The sequence below is a fragment of the Pseudomonas sp. FG13 genome, from assembly GCF_057809755.1.
Window position 1 is genome coordinate 1 of the sequence record NZ_JBMDKO010000046.1, and the last position, 23,740, is coordinate 23,740.

The 23,740-nt window shown below is 63.7% G+C and carries 28 protein-coding genes; 12 read left to right on the forward strand and 16 right to left on the reverse strand.

Features of this window, described 5'->3' with window-relative positions; all coding sequences use genetic code 11:
- The first annotated feature begins 198 nt into the window (after positions 1-198).
- Positions 199-876 carry a Crp/Fnr family transcriptional regulator gene (locus tag ACODTO_RS24610; RefSeq protein WP_175363900.1) on the forward strand — a complete coding sequence of 226 codons (678 nt, stop codon included), beginning with the start codon at positions 199-201 and terminating at the stop codon, positions 874-876.
- A 63-nt stretch (positions 877-939) separates the two neighbouring features.
- Here ACODTO_RS24610 and ACODTO_RS24615 read toward each other — a convergent pair whose 3' ends face one another.
- The 8 genes from ACODTO_RS24615 to norR form a co-directional block, all read right to left on the reverse strand.
- A complete protein-coding gene (locus ACODTO_RS24615) occupies positions 940-1,317 on the reverse strand; it encodes a putative zinc-binding protein (protein ID WP_175386239.1) in 378 nt (125 codons plus the stop codon).
- Between the two features lies 1 nt (position 1,318).
- Entirely contained in the window at positions 1,319-1,792 is a 474-nt protein-coding gene (gene ubiT, locus ACODTO_RS24620) for a ubiquinone anaerobic biosynthesis accessory factor UbiT (protein ID WP_489107196.1), read from the reverse strand.
- Positions 1,786-2,676: a U32 family peptidase gene (locus tag ACODTO_RS24625; RefSeq protein WP_139643520.1), complete on the reverse strand. Its 891-nt coding sequence runs from the start codon at positions 2,674-2,676 to the stop codon at positions 1,786-1,788. Before ACODTO_RS24625 ends, ubiT begins: the two co-directional genes overlap by 7 nt.
- Before the next feature lie 10 nt (positions 2,677-2,686).
- Positions 2,687-3,682 carry a ubiquinone anaerobic biosynthesis protein UbiU gene (ubiU, locus tag ACODTO_RS24630; protein WP_139643523.1) on the reverse strand — a complete coding sequence of 332 codons (996 nt, stop codon included), beginning with the start codon at positions 3,680-3,682 and terminating at the stop codon, positions 2,687-2,689.
- Positions 3,683-3,763: 81 nt separating this feature from the next.
- Positions 3,764-5,011, reverse strand: a complete 1,248-nt coding sequence (locus ACODTO_RS24635) for a molybdopterin molybdotransferase MoeA (protein ID WP_489107197.1) — start codon at positions 5,009-5,011, stop codon at positions 3,764-3,766.
- A complete protein-coding gene (gene moaB, locus ACODTO_RS24640) occupies positions 5,008-5,562 on the reverse strand; it encodes a molybdenum cofactor biosynthesis protein B (RefSeq protein WP_175363897.1) in 555 nt (184 codons plus the stop codon). Before moaB ends, ACODTO_RS24635 begins: the two co-directional genes overlap by 4 nt.
- 88 nt (positions 5,563-5,650) lie before the next feature.
- Positions 5,651-6,298, reverse strand: a complete 648-nt coding sequence (gene pdxH, locus ACODTO_RS24645; RefSeq protein ID WP_139643530.1) for a pyridoxamine 5'-phosphate oxidase — start codon at positions 6,296-6,298, stop codon at positions 5,651-5,653.
- A gap of 190 nt (positions 6,299-6,488) precedes the next feature.
- Complete coding sequence (gene norR, locus ACODTO_RS24650) at positions 6,489-8,021, reverse strand: nitric oxide reductase transcriptional regulator NorR (protein WP_175363895.1); 1,533 nt, start codon at positions 8,019-8,021, stop codon at positions 6,489-6,491.
- A 160-nt stretch (positions 8,022-8,181) separates the two neighbouring features.
- On the opposite strand from norR, the gene ytfE reads away from it, so the two are divergent.
- Positions 8,182-8,859 (forward strand): iron-sulfur cluster repair protein YtfE, encoded by a 678-nt coding sequence (ytfE, locus tag ACODTO_RS24655; RefSeq protein WP_139643538.1) that lies wholly within the window; start codon positions 8,182-8,184, stop codon positions 8,857-8,859.
- 134 nt (positions 8,860-8,993) lie between these two features.
- On the opposite strand, the gene ACODTO_RS24660 is transcribed toward ytfE, so the two are convergent.
- Both ACODTO_RS24660 and ACODTO_RS24665 read right to left on the reverse strand, forming a co-directional pair.
- Entirely contained in the window at positions 8,994-9,434 is a 441-nt protein-coding gene (locus tag ACODTO_RS24660) for a hypothetical protein (RefSeq protein WP_175363850.1), read from the reverse strand.
- A 22-nt stretch (positions 9,435-9,456) separates the two neighbouring features.
- Positions 9,457-10,647, reverse strand: coding sequence for an NnrS family protein (locus ACODTO_RS24665; RefSeq protein ID WP_489107198.1), 1,191 nt, complete (start codon positions 10,645-10,647; stop codon positions 9,457-9,459).
- 573 nt (positions 10,648-11,220) lie between these two features.
- Between ACODTO_RS24665 and ACODTO_RS24670 the strand changes: the two genes are divergently transcribed.
- Positions 11,221-11,904: a Crp/Fnr family transcriptional regulator gene (locus ACODTO_RS24670; RefSeq protein WP_175363852.1), complete on the forward strand. Its 684-nt coding sequence runs from the start codon at positions 11,221-11,223 to the stop codon at positions 11,902-11,904.
- The gene (locus ACODTO_RS24675) at positions 11,901-12,101 is read left to right on the forward strand and encodes a protein DnrP (protein WP_139643550.1); all 201 of its coding nucleotides are present in this window, start codon (positions 11,901-11,903) and stop codon (positions 12,099-12,101) included. The genes ACODTO_RS24670 and ACODTO_RS24675 overlap by 4 nt, the downstream gene beginning before the upstream one ends.
- 4 nt (positions 12,102-12,105) lie before the next feature.
- Here the strand turns inward: ACODTO_RS24675 and ACODTO_RS24680 are convergent, their stop codons facing one another.
- From ACODTO_RS24680 to ACODTO_RS24705, 6 genes are all read right to left on the reverse strand, one after another.
- Complete coding sequence (locus tag ACODTO_RS24680) at positions 12,106-13,944, reverse strand: nitric oxide reductase activation protein NorD (protein ID WP_489107199.1); 1,839 nt, start codon at positions 13,942-13,944, stop codon at positions 12,106-12,108.
- Between the two features lie 180 nt (positions 13,945-14,124).
- A complete protein-coding gene (locus ACODTO_RS24685) occupies positions 14,125-15,552 on the reverse strand; it encodes a cbb3-type cytochrome c oxidase subunit I (protein WP_175363854.1) in 1,428 nt (475 codons plus the stop codon).
- A gap of 3 nt (positions 15,553-15,555) precedes the next feature.
- Positions 15,556-15,996 (reverse strand): c-type cytochrome, encoded by a 441-nt coding sequence (locus ACODTO_RS24690; protein WP_024779141.1) that lies wholly within the window; start codon positions 15,994-15,996, stop codon positions 15,556-15,558.
- A gap of 236 nt (positions 15,997-16,232) precedes the next feature.
- Positions 16,233-16,490 (reverse strand): cytochrome C oxidase subunit IV family protein, encoded by a 258-nt coding sequence (locus tag ACODTO_RS24695; protein ID WP_139643559.1) that lies wholly within the window; start codon positions 16,488-16,490, stop codon positions 16,233-16,235.
- Between the two features lie 12 nt (positions 16,491-16,502).
- Positions 16,503-17,087 (reverse strand): cytochrome c oxidase subunit 3 family protein, encoded by a 585-nt coding sequence (locus ACODTO_RS24700; protein WP_139643562.1) that lies wholly within the window; start codon positions 17,085-17,087, stop codon positions 16,503-16,505.
- Complete coding sequence (locus ACODTO_RS24705; protein ID WP_489107200.1) at positions 17,071-17,874, reverse strand: CbbQ/NirQ/NorQ/GpvN family protein; 804 nt, start codon at positions 17,872-17,874, stop codon at positions 17,071-17,073. The genes ACODTO_RS24700 and ACODTO_RS24705 overlap by 17 nt, the downstream gene beginning before the upstream one ends.
- 198 nt (positions 17,875-18,072) lie before the next feature.
- Between ACODTO_RS24705 and ACODTO_RS24710 the strand changes: the two genes are divergently transcribed.
- The 8 genes from ACODTO_RS24710 (at position 18,073) to ahbB (ACODTO_RS24745) (ending at position 23,664) form a co-directional block, all read left to right on the forward strand.
- Complete coding sequence (locus ACODTO_RS24710; protein ID WP_489107201.1) at positions 18,073-19,752, forward strand: cytochrome D1 domain-containing protein; 1,680 nt, start codon at positions 18,073-18,075, stop codon at positions 19,750-19,752.
- A gap of 24 nt (positions 19,753-19,776) precedes the next feature.
- A complete protein-coding gene (locus ACODTO_RS24715; RefSeq protein WP_175363857.1) occupies positions 19,777-20,088 on the forward strand; it encodes a c-type cytochrome in 312 nt (103 codons plus the stop codon).
- 157 nt (positions 20,089-20,245) lie between these two features.
- Positions 20,246-20,575: a c-type cytochrome gene (locus ACODTO_RS24720; protein WP_175386261.1), complete on the forward strand. Its 330-nt coding sequence runs from the start codon at positions 20,246-20,248 to the stop codon at positions 20,573-20,575.
- Positions 20,572-21,750 (forward strand): cytochrome D1 domain-containing protein, encoded by a 1,179-nt coding sequence (locus ACODTO_RS24725; RefSeq protein ID WP_489107202.1) that lies wholly within the window; start codon positions 20,572-20,574, stop codon positions 21,748-21,750. The genes ACODTO_RS24720 and ACODTO_RS24725 overlap by 4 nt, the downstream gene beginning before the upstream one ends.
- A 2-nt stretch (positions 21,751-21,752) precedes the next feature.
- Complete coding sequence (locus tag ACODTO_RS24730; RefSeq protein ID WP_175386265.1) at positions 21,753-22,211, forward strand: Lrp/AsnC family transcriptional regulator; 459 nt, start codon at positions 21,753-21,755, stop codon at positions 22,209-22,211.
- Positions 22,208-22,720, forward strand: a complete 513-nt coding sequence (gene ahbB, locus ACODTO_RS24735; protein ID WP_139643581.1) for a siroheme decarboxylase subunit beta — start codon at positions 22,208-22,210, stop codon at positions 22,718-22,720. Before ACODTO_RS24730 ends, ahbB (ACODTO_RS24735) begins: the two co-directional genes overlap by 4 nt.
- The gene (locus ACODTO_RS24740) at positions 22,713-23,156 is read left to right on the forward strand and encodes an Lrp/AsnC family transcriptional regulator (protein WP_139643583.1); all 444 of its coding nucleotides are present in this window, start codon (positions 22,713-22,715) and stop codon (positions 23,154-23,156) included. Before ahbB (ACODTO_RS24735) ends, ACODTO_RS24740 begins: the two co-directional genes overlap by 8 nt.
- Positions 23,131-23,664, forward strand: a complete 534-nt coding sequence (gene ahbB, locus ACODTO_RS24745) for a siroheme decarboxylase subunit beta (protein ID WP_139643586.1) — start codon at positions 23,131-23,133, stop codon at positions 23,662-23,664. Before ACODTO_RS24740 ends, ahbB (ACODTO_RS24745) begins: the two co-directional genes overlap by 26 nt.
- The last annotated feature ends 76 nt before the right edge of the window (positions 23,665-23,740 follow it).

Genomic DNA, 23,740 nt, shown 5'->3' on the forward strand with positions numbered 1-23,740 from the left:
CCCCTGTGGGAGCGAGCCCTGCTCGCGATGGCGTCAGCACAGCCAACATCCCCGCGAGCAGACACACCGCTTTCGCGAGCAAGCCCACAGAGGCTGAGTTCGCCATATGACCAATCCATCCCTCTTCAGAGGTAGGCCTGCCGAGGCATAGGCCGACGGTGCGCGGGGTTCTACCATGACGGTACGCGGAGGTACGCCATGCTGACTCACCCTTCCATCGTTCTAATGTTGCGCCGTCACCACTTGTTCAGTCACTTGCCGGAGCGCGTCTTCGAAGACGTGTGCAACCTGGCCGTGCTCAAGCGCCTGGAGTGCAACAGCACGCTCATGCACCAGGGCGACCCGGCCAAACGGTTTTTCCTGCTGATCAGCGGCCAGGTGAAGCTGTTCCGGGTCACCGGCGAGGGCCAGGAGAACCTGGTGGAGATCATCCAGCCCGGCCAGACCTTCGCCGAGGCGCTGCTGTTCAGCCAGGCCCGTTGTTATCCGGTGAGCGCGGCCGCGATCAAGGACAGCGTGCTGGTGAGTATCGAAGGCACCCATTATCGCAAGGCCCTGGAAGACCAACCCAAGGTCTGCCTGGCGATTCTGGCGAGCATCAGCATGCATTTGCACCAGCGCCTCAAGGACATCGACAACCTGACCCTGGCCAGCGCCAGCCGGCGTGTCATCAATTTCCTGTTGCAGGAACGCGATCCCCGCGACGGCCAGGTGGTGCTGCAGGTTTCCAAGCGCTTGGTGGCCTCCAAGCTGGGCATCCAGCCGGAAACCTTCTCGCGCATTCTCCATCGCCTGGTGGACGGCGGCCTGATCGCCATGGAGCGGCGCAACATTCGCATCCTGGCCGAGGATGCGCTGGCGGACTATCAGCAATAGCGCAACGACGACAGTTCCTTGGCGAGTGAGCCCGCTCCCTCGCCAAGGATCATGTTGTGCCCTCTAGTCTGTCTCTGGCACACCCTCCATCATCGTCACCAGATACTCAAACAGCACTTCCCCCTGCTCTTCCGTGCAGTCGACTCCATACCGCTTGCGCAAGCCCAACTGGCTCAGGATCACAGGCACATCCGCCTTCAACCCGTGTTGCTGCAAACAGCCCTGCACGCATTGCAAGGGGCAGCCGTCCAGCGCGATGATCCGCCGTCCCGAGCGTGCCTTGTTGACCAGCGCCGCGACATGCCCACCTACCCCGACGATGCAGGACATCTCGGCCAGGCCTGCGCGGTCCAGGCGCAGGGCGACGGTATTGGCCAGTTGGGCCACGTTGGAGCAGCCGGAGCAGGAGTACACCAGGGGCAAATCATCAAGTGCCTTCATCTCATCCCACCGTTGCCAGGCCTTTTCCCGCCCGCTCCAGGTTGCGCCACAACCAGGGCGGTAACACGTCCGGGTCGAGACTGTCGATCAGGTTCTTCAGCGCCAACCCCAGTTCGGTATCGCCTTCGATGACCAGCCGCCGTCGGAAGAACAGCGTATCGGGGTCTTCCTGGCGGCTGGCCAGCAACAGGAACTCGCGCCAGTTGCCGCTGATGGTGACCTGGGCTTCGGCCCGTCCGGCAATGCGCAGCCCCTCGCGCCCCAGCGTCAGGTACCAGCGCAAGCCCAGGTCAGGCACTCGCAGACACAGCCAGCGATCACGCAGCACATCGAACCCGCCATCGCGCAGCGGTTCGGCCAGGCACCGATTGAGCGCCTGCTGCAACGCCAGTCGCTGGACCACGAACGGCACCTTGCCGATCAGCGGCAGCAAGCGATCAGCACCTTTGAGCATCCACTTCTTCGGACTCAGCACAGCCCCGCCTCCTCTACTTTCAGCATGCCGGCGTGACCATGCCAGTAGCCGTTACACCCTTCCACAAACAACGGTGGCGCCTCGCCCCGGCGGACCCGGTCGAAGGCACTGACCACCTCGGCCATGCCCTGGGCCCGCGGGCTCAGGCGCAGCACGTCGGCACCGCATGCCTGCAGGGCGCTGTAATCGGCCAGCAGGTTGCTCACCTCGCCAGACATGGTCTGGATGCCGTTGAGGGTGAACAGTTGCTGGCCTTCCTGGCTGCTCAACGCCAGGCCGTCGGGGTAGTTGATGCAACAGAACTGGCAGTCGTCCTTGGGCCGGTTTTCCGCCCGGGCGGTGAAGCAGCGCGCCGAGTAAGCCAGGGGCAGATGACCGTAGGCGAAGATTTCCAGCTCGGGTACGTCGCGATCCATTTCCCGCACTTGCTCCAGCACATCGCTGACCAGCGCCGCCGAACACTCCACCGGCGGCACCCAGCGGATCATGCCGCTGTCGAGCAACTGCGCCAGGGCGTGACCGTTGTACAGGTTCAGCGCCGGGCCAGCGACAAACGGCAGTTTGCGCTCGGACAGCACTTGCACGGCGCCCATGTCGTTGGCCTCCACCAGCAATTGGCCGTTGTCGCACAGGCGACGCAACGTGGAAAACTCCGAGGCTGCCTCAATCAGCGTCAGACTCGACAGCACGATCTGGGCCTGGCTGCACGCCTGTAGTTCACGCGCCAACCCCAGCCATTGGTCCAGGGAAAAGGCCCGGCGCTTGGAGCACACCGTTTCCCCCAGGTAGATCACATCCAGCGGCAAGGCCGACATCTCGGCGTAGAAATTTCCCAGTTGTGTTTTGTCCCAGTAGAACAGGACCGGTCCCAGGCTGAGCTTCATCTGGCCTTCCTCATTGCCATGATCGATGGTAGGCGCCCAGGGTGGTCTGGCTGCCTTCCGACAGACCGGCCAGCACCTGGCGCCATTCTTCGCGAACGCGGAAACGCTGCGGCGCGGCCCGGTGAGCATCCAGCGCGGCGCGCCAGACCCGGGTCACTTGTTCCACGTAGGCCGGGCTGCGCTGGCGGCCTTCGATTTTCACCGCCTCGACGCCGATGGCCGTCAGCTCCGGCAGCAGGTCCAGGGTGTCCAGGCTGGTGGGCTCTTCCAACGCATGGAAGCGCTTGCCGCCCACCAGGAAGCGGCCCTTGCACAGGGTCGGGTAACCGGCCGACTCCTGTGGGGTGTAGCGGTCGATCAGCACTTCGCTCAAGCGTGCGCTCAGCCCCTCGGCGTCTTCACTCCAGCGCACGGCCTTCGCCGGCGAGCAGACGCCACAGAGATTCGGTGATTCGCCGGTGATGTAAGAGGAAAGGTGGCAACGTCCCTCGGCCATGATGCACAGGCTGCCGAAGCCGAAGACCTCGATGGGCACCGGGCTGCCCGCCGCCACCTGCCGGACCTGGGCCAGGGACAGCACCCGAGGCAACACCGCACGGCGGATGCCATAGCGTTGGGCGTAGAACGCCAGCGCGGCGGCGTGGGTCGCCGAGCCTTGGACGGACAGATGCAGCGCCAGGTTCGGATGGCGCTGGCTGGCGTAGCCGAGCACGCCGGGGTCGGCGGCGATCAGGGCGTCCACGCCGAAATCGGCGGCACGATCCACCGCTCGTTGCCAGCGTTCCCACCCCTTGGGTTGCGGGTAGGTGTTGACGGCGACATAGAGCTTGCGTTGATGCTGGCGGATGTGTGCGACAGCTGCGTCGAACTGTTTGTCGTCCATGTTCAGCCCGGCGAAATGCCGGGCATTGGTGTCATCGCGAAAGCCGACATAGACGGCATCGGCGCCTTGGCGCACCGCCGCTTTGAGGGCAGGCAGATTCCCTGCCGGGCAAACCAATTGCATGGGGCATCCTCGTGAGAAAACCTGGGGCGCCGCCAGTCTAGCCAGCCGTCAGCCGGCGACCTTGACGGCAATCAATTGCCGTCAATGCATCAGCTCGGCGAACGGCAGGTACATCACCCGGTCGTGCTTGTGCACCTGCGCCTCGCACTCCACCACCGCCAGTCCATCGGCCCAGCAGGCGGCGGTCAACATGGCCGAGCTTTGCTGAGGGTGCGGCACCACGCACAGATGACCTTCGGCGTCCGGCACCAGCCGGGCCCGCAGGTACTGGCGGCGACGATTGCGTTGCAACCAGTCGAAACCGGCCGGCAAGTGCAAGGGCACGGGCAATACCTGATTCATGCCTTGGGCGCGGAACAGAAACGGACGCACCACCACCAGCGCCGTGATCAGCGCCGCCGACGGATTACCCGGCAAGCCGATCCAGGGGGTACCGGCCACCTCGCCGAAGGCCAGGGGTTTGCCCGGCTGTATCGCCAGGCGCCAGAGGTCGATGCTGCCGAGACGCTCGATGGCTTGCTTGAGATGGTCTTCCTCGCCCACGGAGACGCCGCCGGAGGTCAGCAGCACGTCGCAGTCAGCAGCTGCCAGGCCCAGCGCCTGCAGGCTGGCCTGGAGTCGATCGGGCATGACGCCGAAGTCATGCACCTCGAAACCCCAGCCACGCAACAAGGCGGCAATACTGCGGCGGTTGCTGTTATAGATCTGCCCTGGCGCCAAGGGCTCACCCGGCTCCCGCAGTTCGTCGCCGCTGCTGAGCAGGACGACCCGCAATGGACGATAGACCTCCACCTGAGCGATCCCGGCGCCGGCCAGCAGCCCCAGCTCCTGGGCCCGCAAGCGCGTACCGGCCTCGAACAATCGTTCGCCTCGGCGCAGCTCTTCACCCTCCTTGCGCACATGGTCGCCTTGGCTGACCGACGGCACCCAGACCCGCTCGCCCTCCTCCCGGCAGCTCTCCTGGGGTACTACGGTGTCGGCACCCGGCGGCACTGGTGCGCCGGTGAAAATCCGTACCGCCTGGCCTTCCCGCAACGGCTCACCCGGCCCGTCGCCGGCGGCGATTCGCCCCCTCAACGCCAGGTATCCCCCGGCGGGAGACAGATCGGCGGCCCGCAGCGCGTAACCGTCCATGGCGCTGTTGTCCCAGGCAGGCAGGTTCATCGGGCAAAGCACATCGGCAGCCAGCACACGACCCAGGGCCTGGTCCAGGCCGATCCGCTGGATCGGTGGTGGCGGCGGTGCCTGGTCGAGCAGGTGACGGATGGCTTCATCCACCGGCATCAGCGTACCGCTGTCGCACGCCGATCCACATCCGCGGCCGCTCATGAGCGCGTCTCGCAGGCCACCGGCTCGACGCCCGCCTGGGGCTTGAGATGAGGGGTGAAGTTGCACGGCCCGGTGCGACTGTCCAACTGCCCGGCCAGGATCTGCTCCCAACCAGTCCGGCAAGCGCCCGGCGAACCCGGCAGACAGCACACCAGCACGCCGTTGCTCATGCCGGCCAATGCGCGGGATTGCAGGCTGGACATACCAATCTCCGCCAGCGAGACCTGACGGAACAATTCGCCAAAGCCGTCCACCTGCTTGTCCAGCAACGGTGCCACCGCTTGTGGCGTGTTATCGCGGGCGGTGAAACCGGTGCCGCCAGTCATCAATACCACTTGCACCTTGGGGTCGGCGATCCACTGCGAAACCTGGGCGCGGATCTGGTAGATGTCGTCTTTCACCAGCCCCCGGTCGATCAATACGTGACCGGCAGTCTGCAGCTGATCGACGAGGGTCTGGCCGGAGGTGTCGGTGTCGAAGCTGCGGGTATCGCTGATGGTGAGCACCGCAATGTTCAGCGGTTGGAAGAGGCGTTGCGTCAGATGGGCCATGATCAGCCGTCCTGTCAGAAAAGATGGCCCAGCCTGAACCGCAATCCGTGCCGGGCCTATTCCTCCATGGAGGTACCTCCCCTGGCGCTCAGGGCGCCAGGCGGCTGCACTGCCAGTCGCCAACCTGCCGGCGATAGTCGAGACGGTCATGCAAGCGATCGGGGCGACCCTGCCAGAATTCCAGCCGCTCCGGTCGCAGGCAATAGCCGCCCCAATATCCGGGGCGCGGCACCGCTTGGCCGGCGAAGCGTTGCTCGGCGTGTGCCAGCAAGCGCTCCAACGCGGCACGATTGTCCAGCGGTTGGCTTTGCGGCGACGCCCATGCTCCAAGCTGGCTAGCCAGTGGGCGTGAATGGAAATAGGCATCCGACAGTGCCGGGTCGAGTCGGCGGACTTGCCCTTCGATGCGCACCTGACGTTCCAGGCCCGGCCAGAAGAAGGTCATCGCCGCCCAGGGGTTGACTGCCAGATCCTGGCCCTTGCCACTGTCGTAGTTGCCAAAGAACGTGAAACCGTCTTCGCCGAAGCCCTTGAGCAGCAGCACCCGGGCATGGGGACGGCCCTGCTCGTCCACAGTGGACAGGACCATGCTGTTGGCCTCGACCGGCGGGCTTTCGGTTTCCCGGGCCTGTTGCATCCATAGCCCGAACAGCGCCAGCGGATCATCGGGGACATGGGCTTCGTCCAGGCCTTCGCGGGTGTACTGGCGGCGCATGTTTGCCAGGGACAGGGGCATGAGAGTGATCTCCACAGGGGTTTGGCCCAGTGTGGGTGCTATGACGTAGGCCGACCTTGATCGTCGTCAATGCGGGTTCCTGTGGTGATCTTGCCGACGCTATCGCGAGCAGGCTCGCTCCCACAGGTCCAGCGCAAATCCTGTGGGAGCGAGCCTGCTCGCGATGAAAGCGACTCGGTCCCCCCTGTCTCTACTTGAGCCCCAACCGCCGCGCCAGTTTATGCAGGTTGCTCGGGTCCACCTCCAACAGCCGAGCCGCCCCGGCCCAATTCTGCCCGCAACGGTCCAGGGCCTGGAGAATCGCCTGGCGCTGGCACGCATCGACGGTTTCGCTCAAGGGCTGGAGCGGCGCATCGATCAACGCCTCGGGCTGTTCGAGCAGAACCCGTGCACCGGAGACACTGGCATTGACGTCGAGGTCCAGCACCTGTGGTTCGAGCGTCATGATCAAGCTGCGACTGGCGCCCCGGCTGAGCTGCTTCAGTGCCGCGCGGCTGATCACATGCTCCAGCTCCCGCACGTTGCCCGGCCAGCTATACGCCAGCAGCGCCTGCTCGGCGGCAGGAGACAGGCGCAAGCCGCGCAAACCCAGTCGCGTGCGGTTCAGTTCGAGAAAATGCCCCGCCAGCATCAGCACGTCGTGACCGCGCTCGCGCAGCGGCGGAATCGGCACCGGATAGACTGAGAGGCGGTGATACAGGTCGGCGCGAAACAACCCGTCGCGAATGCTGTCGGGCAGATGTCGGTTGGTGGCGGCGATGATCCGTACATCGACGTGCAGCGGCTTATCCGCGCCCAGGCGCTGGATCTCGCCGTTTTGTAGCGTGCGCAGCAACTTGGCCTGCACGCTCAGCGGCAACTCACCGACCTCATCGAGAAACAGCGTGCCGCCATTGGCCGCATCGAAACGCCCGGCGCGGTCGGTGGTCGCACCGGAAAACGCGCCTTTGACGTGACCGAACAACTCGCTTTCCGCCAGGGATTCCGGCAATGCCGCGCAATTGACCTGAATCAGTGGCTTGTGACTGCGCCGGGACAGCCTGTGCAGGCGCCGCGCGAACAGCTCCTTGCCGACGCCGGTTTCCCCCAGCAGCAACACCGGCAGTTCGGAATCGGCCAGGACGTCCAGTTCGTTGAGCAACTGTTGCAGGCCCTCGCTGCGACCGAGGACCTCGCCCTCTTCGACGGGCAAGTGCAGGTCCGGCGAATCGCTGCGCGAAGCCCGCAGACTGCGGTTCTCCTGCTCCAGCCGGGTCACCCGCACCGCCGCCTCGATCTGCAGGGTGCAACGCTTGAGTTCCTCGCGGGCACGGCTGTCGAAGGTGCCGGCGTGCAACGCATCCAGGGTGATCGCGCCCCAGAGGCGCCCTTCCACGTACAGACTTACACCCATGCAGTCGTGCACCGGAAGCGGTTCACCGACGTGGTGATCGAGCAAGCCGTCATAAGGGTCCGGCAATCGACTGTCGGGCTCGAACCAGGTGGGCTCGCGCGAGGCCATGATTGCCGCGAGGCGCGGATGCTGGGCAATCACGAAACGACGGCCCAGTGCCTCATGGACCAAGCCAACGGTGGCTACGGGCCGGAGGCTGTCATCGTCCAGGCGCAGCAACCCCACGGCACCACTGTTGAAATATTCGCGCAGGGTCTGCACCAGACGCTGCAACCGCACGGCATTGGGCAACTCGACGATCAGGTCGGCGGCCAGGCTTTCACGCAGCATGGTAATGATGACCCTCCAGGGTTGGTTTGACCCTTTCCCACTCGGGTCATAATCACCCGATAACGAAATAAATACTCTTAATATCAATCAGTTAAAAATGGCACGTCGGCTGCAATGCCGAATCATCTGTCCCTAGCGGGATTCAACCCAAGGAAACATGATGAGCCTCGAACTGCTGGAACAAAGCCTGGGCCAATTGGCCTGCGACATTCCCGGTGCCACCCGTACCTTCCATCATTACAGCCTCGATTTCTGTTGCGGCGGGCAAAAGACCTTGCGTGAAGCCGCGCTGGGCAAAGGCCTGAACCCGCTGCTGATCGCCGACGCCCTCAAGACGCTACGAGCCGCCGGGGAGCTAGGCCATGACTGGCGCGACGAACCCCAGGCTAAGCTGATCGCTCACATCCTGGAGCGCTACCACGCCCGCCACCGTGAACAACTGCCGGAACTGATCCGCCTGGCTCGCCGCGTCGAGCAGGTGCATGGTGCCCGCCCCAGCTGCCCGAATGGCCTGGCCGATCACCTCCAGGACCTGTATCAGGAACTCGAAGGCCACATGCTCAAGGAAGAACAGGTGCTCTTTCCAATGCTGCAACAAGGCCTCGGCGAACGGGCCTCGGCGCCGATCCAGGTACTGCGCTACGAACATGACCAGCATGGCGAGGCCCTGGAAACCATGCTCGCCCTGACCGACCAGATCACCCCGCCCGCCGACGCCTGCAACACCTGGCGCGCCTTGTATCGCGGCCTGGTGGAACTGCGTGACGACCTGATGCAGCACATTCACCTGGAAAACAACGTGTTGTTCGTCAAGGCGATGAGCCCTTCCAACCACTAGCCCACCAACCCCTGACCCTGTGGGAGCGAGCCTGCTCGCGATAGCGGTCGGTCAGTTGACTCAGCGCTGACTGACCCTCCGCTATCGCGAGCAGGCTCGCTCCCACAGAAGAATCCTCCACTACCTGCGTTTAGTCAGAACTGCCAGTAGAACATCCCCTTCGCCAGCACAACGATCACCAGCATATGCCCCAGGATGCTGCGTCGCAGCCAGCAGGCACGGGCCGGGTTCAGGCGGCCGCGCTTGAGCCAGTAGGCCAGCAGCAGGTAGTGCCCGATGATGCTCAGGGCCAGCAGGATCTTCAGGCTCAGCAGCAGGCCGAAGCTGCTGCTCAGCGGCTGGCTCAACGCCCCGCGATGCTGCCAGGCCAGGCCGATGCCGGCGCCGTACAACAACAGCACCACACCATGCAACACCCGGCGCGAACGCTGGGCGATAGCCTGGTCGGCGGCATCCCGGGTGCCTTGGGCCAGTGGCCGGCGGGCGGTGTGCCAGATGCAGACCTCGAAGAACAACGTGCCAATGAAAGCAATGGCCGCCAACAGATGCGTGACCAGCAGGACCCCATACATCATCGATCGTCTCCGTTCATTCGGCTCATCCCGGATGCCCATCCACCCGAGCCCGGCAGAGCATTGGCCCATAACGCCAGGCATAGAGCCCGAACGCCAGCGTCCAACACAACCCCGCCAGCCACAACGCGCCCAACGGGAATACCAGCACCAGCAACACCCGGCTCAGGCAGGCCAGATTGAGCAGGATGAACGCCAGGGTCATGCCCAGCGGCGGTTCCAGGGGACGCCCGGTATGGCCAAGGCTGACGCGGGCAATCATCGCCAGGATCAGTCCGGCCATGGCGCCGATGGTCAGGCTGTGCACCGCCAGGCTCGGGTTCAGCGGCGCACCGAAATGCCACAGCGCCATGCCCAGGCAAGCCAACGCCAGCCAGGCGTAGGCCAGGTGCAACGACCACAGCATCGGCACCCGCCACAAATCCCGATCATGCCAACGGATCAAGCGAATCCCATGTCCCGTCGCCAGTGCGGCAAACACCAGGCCGGTCCAGGCATTGGCCGACAACGACGCACCGCTGGCATAGAGCAGCGCCACCAGGGCCGAACCGGCCAACAGCAATCGATCGAGCCACGGCCAGGGCGCAACGCCCTTGACGCGCCCCAATCCGCGCTGGGTAAAGAACGGAATCACCCGTCCGCCGATCAGCCCCATCATCGCCGCCACCAGCCACAGGCCGGTGAGCACGCTTTGTCGTTGCACGCCGTCATCCTGTTGAACCAGGCCGTACACAGACAACCCATCGGCGGCGGCCAACAACAGCAACACCAGCACGATCGGGTAATTGCGCTTCTGCCGCACGCGCCATAGCGTGACGCCCATCAGCGCCGCCACCGCCAGGGCGAAACCCACTTCCAGTACCGCCAGCAACGGCCAGGGTGCATCGACCAGCCAGGCCAGCCGCGCCCCCAGCCACACCAGCGCCAATGCCACCAGGCGCTTGCCGCTGAGCCCTGGCGTCCCCGTCCAGGTCTGCACCGCCGTCAGCAGGAACCCGGCTATGATCGCCAGGCCAAAGCCGAACAGCAGCTCATGGCGGTGCCAGGCCAACCAGCCTCCCGCCGGTTGCCAGGCCGACAGCCGCCCGCTGAACACTGCCAGCCACAACGGCACGACACACAACGCAAGCACACAGCCGGCGAGGAAAAACGGCCGGAACGCCAGACGCCATAAAGGCAGGATGGCCATGGCCTTGCGACGGTCAAGCACTTGCATACTTCACTCCTTAACCCCTCCCGGGAATGGCCCAGGAACGAGGGTCCACAATCAGATCCGAATGATCGGCTATCGGCATTGACGGGGCTTGTCTCAGATCAGGCAAGCCCCGGCGGTCCGCTTCGAACGGGGACTTGCAAGGGGCTTGCCGAAACCGCACGAAGCGCGTTCCCCCTTCTAAAGAACAACCCTCTTTCTCCTGTGGGAGCGAGCCTGCTCGCGATAGCGGCCTGGCAGTTGGCATCGAGTCGGCTGACACATCGCTATCGCGAGCAGGCTCGCTCCCACAGGTGGACAGGGTATTTATGACCGTTTCGTGGTTATTTTTACCCGGCAAGACCGAGGTAGTTTTGACCCTGATCAACGGAAACCGCCGACACACAAGGCCGGCAAGCATGGCCCGGCTCTTGCTCAGGCACGGCATACCCCTTTTGCCGAGAACCCCATGAAACCTATTGCCCTCCCTCTCATCTGGTTCCTCCTGCTCTCCTGCGTCGTGGCGCTGGCGAGCGGCCTTTCGCTGAACCTCGTCTGACCCCGACCGATTTTTCGCTTACCACAAGGATTCACGCCATGGTGCTCCACCGCGTCCATCACCAGATTCTGCGCAGTCATCATCTGTTCGAACCGCTCAATGACGAACAGCTCGACGAACTGATGGGTTCCAGCCAATTGCTAAACATCGACAAAGGCGACCCGCTGTTTCGCCAAGGGGAACCGGCGCAGGCGTTTTACTTCGTGATTGCCGGAGCCGTGAAAATCTATCGCCTGACCCCGGATGGCCAGGAGAAAGTGTTCGAAGTGATTGGCGAGCGCCAGACGTTCGCCGAAGCCATGATGCTGATGGACACATCCAACTATGTCGCGTCCGCCGATGCCGTCTGCCCGACCCAGTTGTATCGCCTCTCCAACGCCACCTACATGCGGCTCTTGCAAAGCAACAGCCGGCTGACCTTTGCCTTGCTCGGCAAGCTCTGCGTGCGCCTGCACCAGCGGGTCAACGAGATCGAAACCCTGTCGCTGAAAAACGCCACGCACCGCGTGGTGCGCTACCTGCTGACGCAACTGGTTCGCCTGCAGACCGTGGACAGCCAGTTCGAACTGCCAATGGCCAAGCAGTTGATCGCCGGCCACCTGTCCATCCAGCCGGAAACCTTCTCGCGGATCATCCGGCGGCTGATCGACGAAAAGATCATCACCCAGGACGGCCGCCAGATCGCCATTCTCGACCGCCTGCGCCTGGAGCAGTTCGAATGAGCGCCCAGGCCACTTGCTTGTACTGCCAACAGGCCAACCCGGCGGATGAACCCGAGTGTCGCCAATGCGGCATGCCCTTGCCGGACAGCACCGCGGTAGCCACGGAGCGCCGGTTGCGACGCTTCACCTGGTTTTGCGTCGGGTTGACGATTTTCTGCATCGTCATGTTCTTCTGGTTACCCCGCGACATCGTCTGAGGCCTTAGTCCTGGGTCAATTGCCGGTACAACTGCGGCAGACGCAGCGGCAGCTGTTCGGGCTGGCGGATCAAGGTGTAGCCGTTGCCGCCGAACATGTACGGCAAGTAGTCCCCCGCTTCGCGATCGATGGTGATGCAGAACGGCGTCAGTCCCTGGCGCCGCGCTTCCAGCACGGCCTGGCGGGTGTCCTCCACGCCGTAGCGTCCTTCGTAGAGGTCCAGGTCGTTGGGTTTGCCATCACTGAGCAGCAACAGCAGTTTGCGCCGCCGCTTGCAGCCCGCCAGCCGTTGTGTGGCCTGGCGGATCGCCGCGCCCATGCGCGTGTAGTAGCCGGGCTTGAGCGCCTGGATACGGCCACGGGTGTGGTCGTCGTAGCGTTGATTAAAGGCCTTGAGCTCATGCATCCGCACATGATGGCGGCGCAACGACGAGAAGCCGTACAACGCGAAATCGTCCCCGAGTACCGACAGGGTTTCACCGAACAGCAGCAAGCTGTCGCGGATCACATCGATCACTCGGTGCTCGTCGTTGAGGTGGGCGTCGGTGGACATCGACAGGTCGGCCAGCAACAGGCAGGCCAGGTCGCGACGGGTCTGGCGCTGCTCGATGAACAAGCCGCGCTCGCTGCATTGGCCGTGCTGGCGCTCGACGTGGAAATCCAGCCAGGCCTGCAAGTCCAGCTCCGAGCCCTGGGTTTGCTGGCGCAACCATTGTCGGTCGTTACGCAGGTGTTCGAACTGGCGACGCAAGCGCTGGGCTGGCGTTCGCAGGCGTGACGGCAGGGGCTGGGGTTCGCAATCCCTGGGAATGAAGGTTTGCAGGCTGACGAAATCGTCCTGCAGGCGATGCTTGCGATAGTCCCATTCCGGCAGCCAGATGCCTTCGCCCAATGGCACGTCATCCACATCCGCCGGCGGCAGGTCCAGGTGCAGCTTCAAGCCGCCGCCCTTGCGCAACCGTGTGCGCGACAGGGTCAACTGGTCCAGGTCTTCGGCGACCCGTGCCGCGTTTGGGTCCTCGCTGTCGTCGGACCAGCGATCCAGGTCCACGTGCTCGGTCCAACTGAACAGGTTTTCCAGGCGAACGATCAGCAGCCCTCCGTCCCGGGTGGTTTCGTCGATCCGCTCGGCGCGTTTGCGTCCGCCCTGCTGCTCACCCGGCGGGGTCGCCAAGTATTGCTCGGATTCCTCAAGATTGCCGGTCTGGGGATTGCCCAAATGCCGGGGTGGATACAGCCACAGCGGTAACGGCCAGGCCGCCCGTTCGCTGCGGGGAAAATGCTCGACACTGCCGGGGTCGCGCAAGGCCTGGCGCAGGGCGCGCTCCAGCAAGGCTTCGTCCGGGTTCAGCTCCGCCGGATCGGGGCGCAGGGACAGGTGTGCCTCCACCAGCCGCCGATAGCGAGGACGTAACGCCGGGTAGCGCCGCAACACGGCTTGGGTCCAACGCTGATTGTCCCGCCCCCAGTGTTTCATCGGCCCCGACTGCGCAGCCAGCAAGGCCAGCCAGCGATACAGCTCTTCGTTCAAGCCGGCATCGGGAAACACCGCCAGGCTCGCGGGCAGACGCAAGTTATCAGCATCGCACCAGGCCAGCGGCGTTTGTTTGCAGGTGCCGGCGATCTGCTGGAGCAGGTTGCGGCGCAACAGCAGGTCGCGATCACTGACCGCCTCAACCCCCTGGTGACGAGCGCCGCCGGTGGCGTGAAACAGCACTTGCAGGGATCGCTGCCGATCACTCAGCTCAACCCGTGCCTCGGGAAAATCGGCACTGGCACGCCGCGTGATGAAACGGTGCCAGACACTGCCGACCCACTCTTCCAGTTCGAGGGTGAATGCCACGGTTATTCTCCTCTTGTGGCGAGGGGATTTATCCCCGTTGGGCTGCGCAGCAGCCCTTAGATCCACCGCTGAGGTGTGTCAGGCAGACTGCAATTCAGATTTTTTGGGTCTGCTGCGCAGCCCAGCGGGGATAAATCCCCTCGCCACAAATAATGGGTCGGCTTCAGTTGTTGTGATCACTCACGAAGACACCACCGCTGCCGGAATGCGTTGAGCCGCACGCCCGCGCTGCTTGAAGCTCAACAGATAGCAGAGCAACCCCAGCAGGAAGCCAACCCCGCTGACCAGCCGTGCCCAGAACAGCGGACGCAAGTGATCGGTCGTGGCCATGAATGGCAGGGCACTGCCGTCCGCCGCCCAGCGTTGCAACCACACCTGGACAATACCGGCCGCAGTGAGGAACAAGGTGATCATCACCATCGACAAGGTCATCAGCCAGAAGCCCCAGATTTCCAGGCGCTGGGAGCGCTCGTCCGCCGCCTCGCCCAGACCGCGCAAACGAGGCATGGCGTAGCTGATCAACGTCATTACGATCATCGCGTAGGCTCCGTAGAAGGCCAGGTGGCCGTGGGCCGCCGTCAGCTGCGAACCGTGGGTGTAGTAGTTGACCGGTGCCAGGGTGTGCAGAAAACCCCATACCCCCGCGCCGAAGAACGCGGTGACCGTGGTGCCTTTGGCCCACAAGGTCGCGGCGCGGTTCGGGTGCTGCCGGCGACGGTTTCTTACCATGCTGAACGCGAAGATCACCATCGCCAGGAACGGCAGCGGCTCCATTGCCGAGAAGATCGAACCCACCCACAGCCAAACCTCCGGCGCGCCGATCCAGAAGAAGTGGTGACCGGTGCCGATGATCCCGGTGATCAAGGCCATGGCGATGATCACGTAGAGCCATTTCTCCACCACTTCCCGGTCCACGCCGGTGACCTTGATTAGCACGAAGGCAAGCATCGCGCCCATGATCAGCTCCCAGACGCCTTCGACCCACAGGTGCACCACCCACCACCAGTAGAATTTGTCGCGGGCCAGGTTCTCCGGGTTGTAGAAGGAGAACAGGAAGAACACCGCCAGGCCGATCAGGCCAGTCATCATCACCATGCTGACGGTGGTCTTGCGCCCTTTGAGCAGGGTCATGCCGATGTTGTAGAGAAAGCCCAGGCACACCACCACGATGCCCATCTTGGTGATGGTCGGCTGCTCCAGGAACTCGCGGCCCATGGTCGGCAGCAGGTCGTTGCCGGTGATCCTGGCCAAGGTGGCGTAAGGCACCGACAGGTAACCCAGGATGGTCAGCACCCCGGCCGCGGCGAACACCCAGAACAGCACCCGCGCCAGCATCGGGCTGTGCAGCTCGCGGTCGGCCTCCTCCGGTATCAGGTAGTAGGCCGCGCCCATAAAGCCGAACAGCAGCCAGACGATCAGCAGGTTGGTGTGGACCATGCGGGCCACGTTGAAAGGAATCAGCGGGAACAGGAAGTCGCCGACCACGTATTGCAGCCCCATGATCAAACCGAACAGCACCTGCCCCAGGAACAGCATCAGGGCAAACACGAAGTAGGGTTTGGCGACGGCCTGCGAGGCGAATTTCAGATGCGGATTAGCCATGCTCATCTCTCAGCCCTCCTTGTTTGGCGGCCAGCCATTGGTATTGATCTTCGAACTCCACTTGAGGAACTCGGCGATGTCGTCGACCTCCTGCTCGCTCAGGTGGAACTGCGGCATGGCCCGGCGCCCGGGTACCCCCAGGGGTTGCATTTTCATCCAGGCCTGCAGGAACGGCTTGAAGGCTTCCTCGCCGCCGCGGCGGTTGACCACGTTGCCCAGCTCCGGCGCGAAGTACGCGCCCTCGCCCAGCAGCGTGTGGCAGCCGATGCAGTTGTTGCGCTCCCAGACGCCCTTGCCGCGTATCACCGATTCAGTCAATTGCGCCTGGTTGCTGCGCTCCGGAAAGGTCTGTTCCGTGTGGTAGGTCAGGGCCAGGAATATCAGGAAAAAGAACACGCTTCCCCCGAAATAAATATTCCTGGCCATGCCTTTGGTGAAGGTATCTGACATGGTCACTTCCTCATTGCTTGGCGTGTTCATTCTAGGAAGCGAGGGGCCTGGAACCGCTTGATGGCGATCAAGAATCTCCGATGGTTTTAGTGGGTTGTTCCGGGTAGATGAGCTTAATCGTTTTGATCGTTCCCACACTCCTGCGTGGGAACGCCGTCAGGGACGCTCCGCGTTCCGCTTTTGGAAGGTGACGCAGAGCGTCACGGGATGCATTCCCACGCAGAGCGTGGGAACGATCAGCTCGTGAATGAGATGACGATCCCTATAACGGTCGCCAACACCACCGCCCAACTCAACACCAACCACCGCCACAATCGCGGCGCATGGCGCAGCTCCATGAAGCCGTCGGCGATCAGCCAGGCCTTGGTGACCGCCACGCTGAGCAGGGCAACGGAGACGACAGCGGAACCGGCGAACTGGCCCAGGGCGACGGTACCGCCGCTCAGCACGGCCAATGCCGTCCAGCAAAGAATCAGAACAAGGGAATTCGACACGAGCGCCTCGGCTCAATCCAGGATGTAGACCAGTGGAAACAGCAGCACCCACACCAGGTCCACCATGTGCCAGTACAACACGCCGGACTCCAGGCCGCTGTACTGCCGGGCACCATAGCGCCGTCGCCGACAGACCTCGGCCAACCAGCCGAGGATCATCATGCCCAGCAGTACGTGGAGGAAATGGAACGCGGTAAGGATCCAGTACAAGGTGAAGAAGGTATTGTGCTCAAGGCCCAGGCCACTGGCCGAGAGATGGGCATATTCGCTGAGCTTGATACCCACATAGCCTGATGCAAACAGCAACGCCACGCACAGGAGCAGAGCACTCCGGCGCGGCCGATCCAGCTTGATCTGCTCCAGGGCCAGCGCGGCGAACAGCCCGGCGGTCAGCAGGCTCAGCGTCATCGCCAACCCCGTGGAGCGATCCAACAATTGCCGGCCTTCGCTGAAGATTTGCGGATACAACGCCTGGGCGACGGCAAACGCCAGCATCAGCAGCGCGAACACCGAGAGCTCGGCGAGAATGAAGAACCACATCGCCAGATCCCCCGGCAGACGCCGGGGCATAACAGTGGTTTCAGCCGAAGTGGACATCGACCACATCCATCAAGGCGGCGACGGTCTGCGGATCATCACTCAACGGCTCGGCCAGACAGGCCAGGCAGGCCTGGCGCGGATTCATGCCGGCGCCGATCATCCGCGCGGCGAAAATCAACAGGCGGGTCGAGGCCACTTCTTCCAGGTCATGCTGATCGAGCCTGCGTAAAGCCTGGCCCAAGCGTACCACCTGGGCGGCCAGCTCCAGGTTCACGCCCGCCTCACGGGCGACGATACGTTCTTCATCCGCCACGGACGGATAGCCGAAACGCATCGCCACGAAACGCTGGCGCGTGCTGGGCTTAATGCCCTTGAGCAGGTTCTGATAGCCCGGGTTGTAAGACACCACCAGCATGAAGGATCGAGGTGCCTGGAGCACTTCGCCGGTGCGCTCCAGGTACAACTGCCGACGGTCGTCGGCCAGCGGGTGCAACACCACTGCGGTGTCTTGCCGTGCCTCGACCACCTCGTCCAGATAACAGATGCCGCCCTCGCGCACCGCCCGGGTCAGCGGCCCGTCCTGCCACCAGGTGCCCTGGGCGCCGATCAGGTGGCGGCCCACCAGGTCGGCGGCGCTCAGGTCATCGTGGCAAGCCACGGTGTACAGCGGCAGTTTCAGGCGGTGGGCCATGTGCTGGACAAAACGGGTCTTACCGCAGCCCGTCGGCCCCTTGATCAGCACCGGCATGCCGTGCTGCCAGGCCTGTTCGAACAGTGCCTGTTCGTTGTCCTGGGGTTGATAGAAGGGTTCGTCCGGATGGGGTGAGAGCAGACTCAGGTTCATGGCGTGTCCTGCGCGAACAATACGATTACCGCTCACGCTACGGGGCCCTGCGACAACCTGGCAAGGCGCTCGGCGGGCAAACTTGATCGACGTCAAGCGAGTAATCAGCGACCAGGGAATAGCCTTGCATCGCACCCGGAACCTGCGCGCCGAACATCCATTACAGCGCAGCGCGGGTCATGCCTGAGGAGAAATGGAATGCTGATCAGCCACAAAAAATCGTGGGTCTTGAGGGTCACGGCGCTGTGTACGGCACTGGCCGCACCCCACGCCTTTGCCGACCAATCCGCCGCCCCGGACCAACCGCGCATGGTCAAGACCGAAGGCGCGCCGGATCTGAGCCAGGCCGACTTCGACGCGGCCAAGGAAATCTACTTCCAGCGCTGCGCCGGCTGCCATGGCGTCCTGCGCAAGGGCGCCACCGGCAAACCGCTGACCCCGGACATCACCCAGGCACGTGGCCAGGCCTACCTGGAAGCGCTGATCACCTACGGCTCGGCCGCCGGCATGCCGAACTGGGGCACCTCCAATGCGCTGACCAAAGACCAGATCACGGTGATGGCCAAGTTCATCCAGCACACCCCGCCGACGCCACCGGAATGGGGCATGGCGGAAACCCTCAAGACCTGGAAAGTGCTGGTCAAGCCTGAGGATCGGCCGACCCGGCAGCTCAACAGCCTCAACCTGCAGAACCTGTTTTCCGTCACCCTGCGCGATGACGGCAAGATCGCCTTGATCGATGGCGACACCAAGAAAATCGTCAAGCTGATCGACACCGGCTACGCGGTGCATATTTCCCGCATCTCCGCCTCGGGACGCTACCTGCTGGTGATCGGCCGGGACGCCAAGATCGACATGATCGACCTGTGGCCGAAAGAGCCGACCAAGGTCGCGGAAATCAAGGTGGGCATTGAGGCCCGCTCGGTGGAAACCTCCAAGTTCAAGGGTTACGAAGACAAGTACACCATCGCCGGGTCCTACTGGCCGCCGCAATTCACCATCATGGACGGCGAAACCCTGGAGCCGAAGCAGATCGTCTCGACCCGAGGCATGACCGTCGACACCCAGCAATACCATCCCGAGCCGCGTGTGGCGGCCATCATCGCCTCTCACGAATGGCCGGAGTTCATCGTCAACGTCAAGGAAACCGGCAAGGTGATGCTGGTCAATTACCAGGACATCAAGAACCTCACCATCACCAGCATCGACGCCGCGCCATTCCTCCATGACGGCGGTTGGGACAGCAGCCATCGCTACTTCATGACGGCGGCCAACAACTCCAACAAGGTGGCGGTGATCGACTCCAAGGAGCGCAAGCTCACCGCCTTGGTGGACGTCGGCAAGACCCCGCATCCGGGGCGCGGCGCCAACTTCAATCATCCGCTGTACGGGCCGGTCTGGGCCACCAGTCACCTGGGCGATGCCGGGGTTTCGATGATCGGGACCGACCCGCTCAAGCACCCTCAATATGCCTGGAAACAGGTCGGCTCGCTGCAGGGCCAGGGCGGCGGTTCGCTATTCATCAAGACCCATCCCCAGTCCCGTCACCTGTATGTCGACACCACCTTGAGCCCCGACGCCAAGCTCAGCCAGTCGGTGGCGGTGTTCGACATCGACAAGCTCGACGCCGGCTACACCGTGCTGCCGATTGCCGAGTACGCGGGCATCAAGAAAGGCGCCCTGCGCGTGGTGCAACCGGAATACAACAAGGCCGGCGACGAGGTCTGGTTTTCGGTCTGGAGCGGCCAGGAGGACGAGTCGGCACTGGTGGTGATCGACGACAAGACCCTCAAGGTCAAGGACGTGATCAAGGACAAGCGCCTGATCACCCCGACCGGGAAATTCAACGTCTACAACACCCAACATGACATCTATTGAGCTCCATCAATAAGAGGAAAAACCATGAGACCTATTCTGGTCGCGTTGGCACTGACCGCCCTCTCCAGCCTGCAACCGGCGCTGGCTGAGGATGGCCCGACACTGTTCAAGAGCAAACCTTGCTCGGCCTGTCACTCCATCGACACCAAGGTGGTCGGCCCGGCCCTCAAGGACGTCGCGGCAAAAAACGCCAGCGTCCCCGGGGCACAGGACGTGCTCGCCAAGCACATCAAGGAAGGCACGCAAGGTAACTGGGGACCCATGCCGATGCCGGCCAACCCGGTGACTGAAGAGGAAGCCAAGATCCTCGCGGCGTGGGTGTTGAGCCTTAAGTAACCCTGCGAGAGACACTTTGTAGCGAGGGATTTGTAGCAAGTGGACCTGTGGCGAGGGGATTTATCCCCACGCCACAAATCAATCCCTTAGCCACAGATCACCCCCCTAGCCACAGATAATCGTTGTTGCTCGCACCCTTTCAATTCAGGAGGACGTCATGGAACGACACAGCGCTGCAACCTGGATGATGACACTGCTCCTGACCTTTTCTGCCTGCGCGCTTGCCGCCCCCGGGCCTCAGCGCCAGGCCCAATTGCAACACCTGCTGGACCAGGACTGTGGCGCCTGCCACGGCCTGTACCTGACCGGCGGCCTCGGCCCGCCCCTGACCCAGGCCGCCCTGGCCGGAAAATCCCGCGACAGCCTCATCGCCACCGTCACCCAAGGTCGCCCCGGCAGTGCCATGCCCGGCTGGGCACCGCTGCTCGGGCCTGACGACATCCGCTGGCTGGTGGACCGGCTCCTGCAAGGAAAAACCGACCCATGATCCGTTCCCTCCTGTCCTATACAGCCGCTGTGCTGTTGCTGTCGGCCTGCGCCCAGGCACCGCTGCGCGGCACCGGTGACCTCGGTGTGGTGGTGGAACGCGCCAGCGGCAGCATGCAGGTCATCGAAAGCGACGGCCGCACCGTGCTCGGTCGTGTCGAAGGGCTGGGCGACCTCTCCCATGCTTCAGTGGTGTTTTCCCGTGACCAGCGCTATGCCTACGTGTTCGGTCGTGACGGCGGCTTGAGCAAGGTCGACCTGCTGACCCTGAGGATCGAACGGCGCATCCTCCAGGGCGGCAACAGCATAGGCGGCGCGATCAGCCAGGACGGCAAGCTGATTGCTGTCTCCAACTACGAACCCGGCGGCGTCAAGGTGTTCGACGCCCGGACTCTGGAACAGGTCGCCGACATCCCGGCCACACCCTTGCCGGACGGCAGCAAACGTTCCCGGGTGGTCGGCCTGGTGGACGCACCGGGACAGCGCTTCGTGTTCAGCCTGTTCGACACGGGCGAAATCTGGACGGCCGACTTCAGCCAGGGCCAGGTACCACGCATCGAGCGTTTTACCGCCATTGGCCAGCAGCCTTATGACGCGTTGATCACCCCCGAGGGCCGCTATTACATGGCGGGTTTGTTCGGCGAGGACGGCATGGCGCAGCTCGACCTGTGGCATCCGGAACGCGGCGTGAAGCGCGTGCTGGGGCATTACGGGCGCGGTCAGGCGCGGCTCCCGGTTTACAAGATGCCCCATCTGGAAGGCTGGGCCATGGCCGACGGACAGGCTTTCGTGCCCGCCGTCGGGCATCACCAGGTGCTGGTGATGAATGCCCGCGACTGGCAGCAGACCGACGCCATCGCCGTGGCCGGTCAGCCGGTGTTTGTCACGGTGCGCCCGGACGGACGGCAGTTGTGGGTCAACTTCGCCTATCCGGACAACGACCGGGTCCAGGTCATCGACACTCAGACCCACGCCATCGTGGCTGATCTGCGGCCGGGGCCTGCAGTGTTGCACATGGAATTCACCGCTCGCGGCGACCAGCTATGGCTGTCGGCTCGGGATGGCAACGACGTACAGGTCTGGGACCCCTACCGGCTCGAACGCCTGGCGACCCTGCCCGCCCTCAGTCCCAGCGGCATTTTCTTTAGCAGCCGCGCGCATAAACCGGGGTGTTGACCATGACGGAGAACTCACTGGCCCGTCGCCTGATCGACCGTTTCCAGCATGGCATGCCGTTGTGCGCCGAACCCTATCGGGCGATGGCCGACGCCCTCGGCTGCAGCGAAGCCCAGGTCCTTGACTGCCTGCAACACCTGCAAGTAGCCGGCACCCTGTACCGGGTCGGCCCGGTGTTCGAACACACCCGGGCCGGTACCAGCACCCTGGCGGCCCTGGCCGTGCCCGAGGACCGCTTGCAACAGGTGGCCGCCCGCGTCAGCCAGTATCCCGAGGTCAACCACAACTATGCGCGGGAGCATCGCTACAACCTGTGGTTCGTCCTCACCGGTCCCGACCGCGCTCATCTGGACAACATTCTCCGGGAACTGGAGCACGACACCGGCCTGATACCGCTGGACCTGCCCATGCTCACCGCCTACCGCATCAACCTGGGCTTTGCCCTGGAGGCCTCCTCATGAACCAGCCTTTGAGCGAACACCAGTCGTTGGCCCTGCGCCGTCTTCTGGAGAGCGGCCTGCCGCTGACGCCGCGCCCCTTCCAGGCCCTGGCCGAACAGGTCGACGCCGACGAACAACAGGTGCTCGACCGGATAGGGCAATGGCAGGGACAAGGCCTGTTCCGCCGGGTCGGCCTGGTGGTCAACCACCGCGCCCTGGGTTTTGCCGCCAACGCCATGCTGGTGCTGGACGTGCCGGACGCCTTGGTCGATGAAGTCGGTCGCCGCCTCGGCAAGGCCCCGGGCATCAACCTGTGCTACCAGCGGCCACGGCGGCTGCCCCAGTGGCAGTACAACCTGTTTTGCATGATCCATGGCCGCCAGCGAGACCGGGTCGAGGCCCAGGTCCAGGCATTGCTGGCCGAGCATCTGCTGGACGATCTGCCTCACCAACTACTGTTCAGCACCCACCTGTTCAAGCAGTGCGGCGGTCGCTTCACCCCACCGGCAGGAACCCGTATCGATGGATGACCTCGACCGCCGCCTGATCAACCGCCTGCAGTTGGGCCTGCCGCTGGTGCGCCAACCCTGGCAGGCACTGGCCCTAGAGCTGGGCAGCAGCAGCGACGAACTGCTCGACCGGCTGCACGAACTGCTCAACGACGGCGTGCTCACCCGTTTCGGCCCGATGTTCGATGTAGATCGCCTGGGCGGCGCGTTCACCCTGGCAGCGCTGGCAGTGCCCGAAGCCCGCTTCGAAGCCGTTACCGAGCGGCTCGCGGCGATGCCCGAGGTGGCCCACAACTATCGCCGCGAGCATCACCTGAACATGTGGTTCGTGCTGGCCTGCGCCAGCGAACAGGCCATCAGCGAAAGCCTGCTGCGCATCGAGCGCCTGACCGGCCTGGTGCCACTGAACCTGCCCAAGGAGGAGACTTACCATGTCGGCCTGTATTTCCCCGTCTGAACCATCGCTGCAAGCGCCACCGCGGTTGAATGAAACATCTCTGGCGCGGCGCCTGGTCGAACTGACCCAGGAAGGCTTGCCACTGCTGGAAGACCCGTGGGCCTGGCTCGCGGAGCAACTGGAGCTGAGTGTGGAATCCACCCTCGACCTACTCAAACGTCTGCAAGCCGAAGGTGCCATCCGCCGCATCGCCGCCGTTCCCAACCACTACCGCCTGGGCTATCGCCACAACGGCATGACCGTCTGGGACGTCGCCGACGCCGACATGCCGCGCCTCGGTTCGTTGCTGGGCGCGCAGCCCTTCGTCAGCCACTGCTACCGGCGCCCGCGCAGGCCTGGCTGGCGCTACAACCTGTTCGCGATGGTCCACGGCCGCAGCCGCGCGGAAATCGACAGTTACCGCGACCATCTGCGCTACCTGCTGGGAGATGCCTGTGCCGCCGACGACATGCTGGTGAGCAGCCGCATCCTGAAGAAAACCGGCCTGCGCCTGATGCCTGTCAGTTAAACCAGGACCTGTAGGAGCAAAGCTTGCTCGCGATTGGGGCAAGTCAGTCGACCGCTATTGGCTGTTCCACCTCTAT

Coding starts and splice junctions, on each gene's coding strand:
- ACODTO_RS24610 (WP_175363900.1), top strand. CDS start 199: ATGCTGACTCACCCTTCCATCGTTCTAATGTTGCGCCGTCACCACTTG.
- ACODTO_RS24615 (WP_175386239.1), bottom strand. CDS start 1,317: ATGAAGGCACTTGATGATTTGCCCCTGGTGTACTCCTGCTCCGGCTGC.
- ACODTO_RS24625 (WP_139643520.1), bottom strand. CDS start 2,676: ATGAAGCTCAGCCTGGGACCGGTCCTGTTCTACTGGGACAAAACACAA.
- ubiU (WP_139643523.1), bottom strand. CDS start 3,682: ATGCAATTGGTTTGCCCGGCAGGGAATCTGCCTGCCCTCAAAGCGGCG.
- ACODTO_RS24635 (WP_489107197.1), bottom strand. CDS start 5,011: ATGAGCGGCCGCGGATGTGGATCGGCGTGCGACAGCGGTACGCTGATG.
- moaB (WP_175363897.1), bottom strand. CDS start 5,562: ATGGCCCATCTGACGCAACGCCTCTTCCAACCGCTGAACATTGCGGTG.
- pdxH (WP_139643530.1), bottom strand. CDS start 6,298: ATGCCCCTGTCCCTGGCAAACATGCGCCGCCAGTACACCCGCGAAGGC.
- norR (WP_175363895.1), bottom strand. CDS start 8,021: ATGCTGCGTGAAAGCCTGGCCGCCGACCTGATCGTCGAGTTGCCCAAT.
- ytfE (WP_139643538.1), top strand. CDS start 8,182: ATGAGCCTCGAACTGCTGGAACAAAGCCTGGGCCAATTGGCCTGCGAC.
- ACODTO_RS24660 (WP_175363850.1), bottom strand. CDS start 9,434: ATGATGTATGGGGTCCTGCTGGTCACGCATCTGTTGGCGGCCATTGCT.
- ACODTO_RS24665 (WP_489107198.1), bottom strand. CDS start 10,647: ATGCAAGTGCTTGACCGTCGCAAGGCCATGGCCATCCTGCCTTTATGG.
- ACODTO_RS24670 (WP_175363852.1), top strand. CDS start 11,221: ATGGTGCTCCACCGCGTCCATCACCAGATTCTGCGCAGTCATCATCTG.
- ACODTO_RS24675 (WP_139643550.1), top strand. CDS start 11,901: ATGAGCGCCCAGGCCACTTGCTTGTACTGCCAACAGGCCAACCCGGCG.
- ACODTO_RS24685 (WP_175363854.1), bottom strand. CDS start 15,552: ATGAGCATGGCTAATCCGCATCTGAAATTCGCCTCGCAGGCCGTCGCC.
- ACODTO_RS24690 (WP_024779141.1), bottom strand. CDS start 15,996: ATGTCAGATACCTTCACCAAAGGCATGGCCAGGAATATTTATTTCGGG.
- ACODTO_RS24700 (WP_139643562.1), bottom strand. CDS start 17,087: ATGTCCACTTCGGCTGAAACCACTGTTATGCCCCGGCGTCTGCCGGGG.
- ACODTO_RS24705 (WP_489107200.1), bottom strand. CDS start 17,874: ATGAACCTGAGTCTGCTCTCACCCCATCCGGACGAACCCTTCTATCAA.
- ACODTO_RS24710 (WP_489107201.1), top strand. CDS start 18,073: ATGCTGATCAGCCACAAAAAATCGTGGGTCTTGAGGGTCACGGCGCTG.
- ACODTO_RS24715 (WP_175363857.1), top strand. CDS start 19,777: ATGAGACCTATTCTGGTCGCGTTGGCACTGACCGCCCTCTCCAGCCTG.
- ACODTO_RS24720 (WP_175386261.1), top strand. CDS start 20,246: ATGGAACGACACAGCGCTGCAACCTGGATGATGACACTGCTCCTGACC.
- ACODTO_RS24725 (WP_489107202.1), top strand. CDS start 20,572: ATGATCCGTTCCCTCCTGTCCTATACAGCCGCTGTGCTGTTGCTGTCG.
- ACODTO_RS24730 (WP_175386265.1), top strand. CDS start 21,753: ATGACGGAGAACTCACTGGCCCGTCGCCTGATCGACCGTTTCCAGCAT.
- ahbB (WP_139643581.1), top strand. CDS start 22,208: ATGAACCAGCCTTTGAGCGAACACCAGTCGTTGGCCCTGCGCCGTCTT.
- ACODTO_RS24740 (WP_139643583.1), top strand. CDS start 22,713: ATGGATGACCTCGACCGCCGCCTGATCAACCGCCTGCAGTTGGGCCTG.
- ahbB (WP_139643586.1), top strand. CDS start 23,131: ATGTCGGCCTGTATTTCCCCGTCTGAACCATCGCTGCAAGCGCCACCG.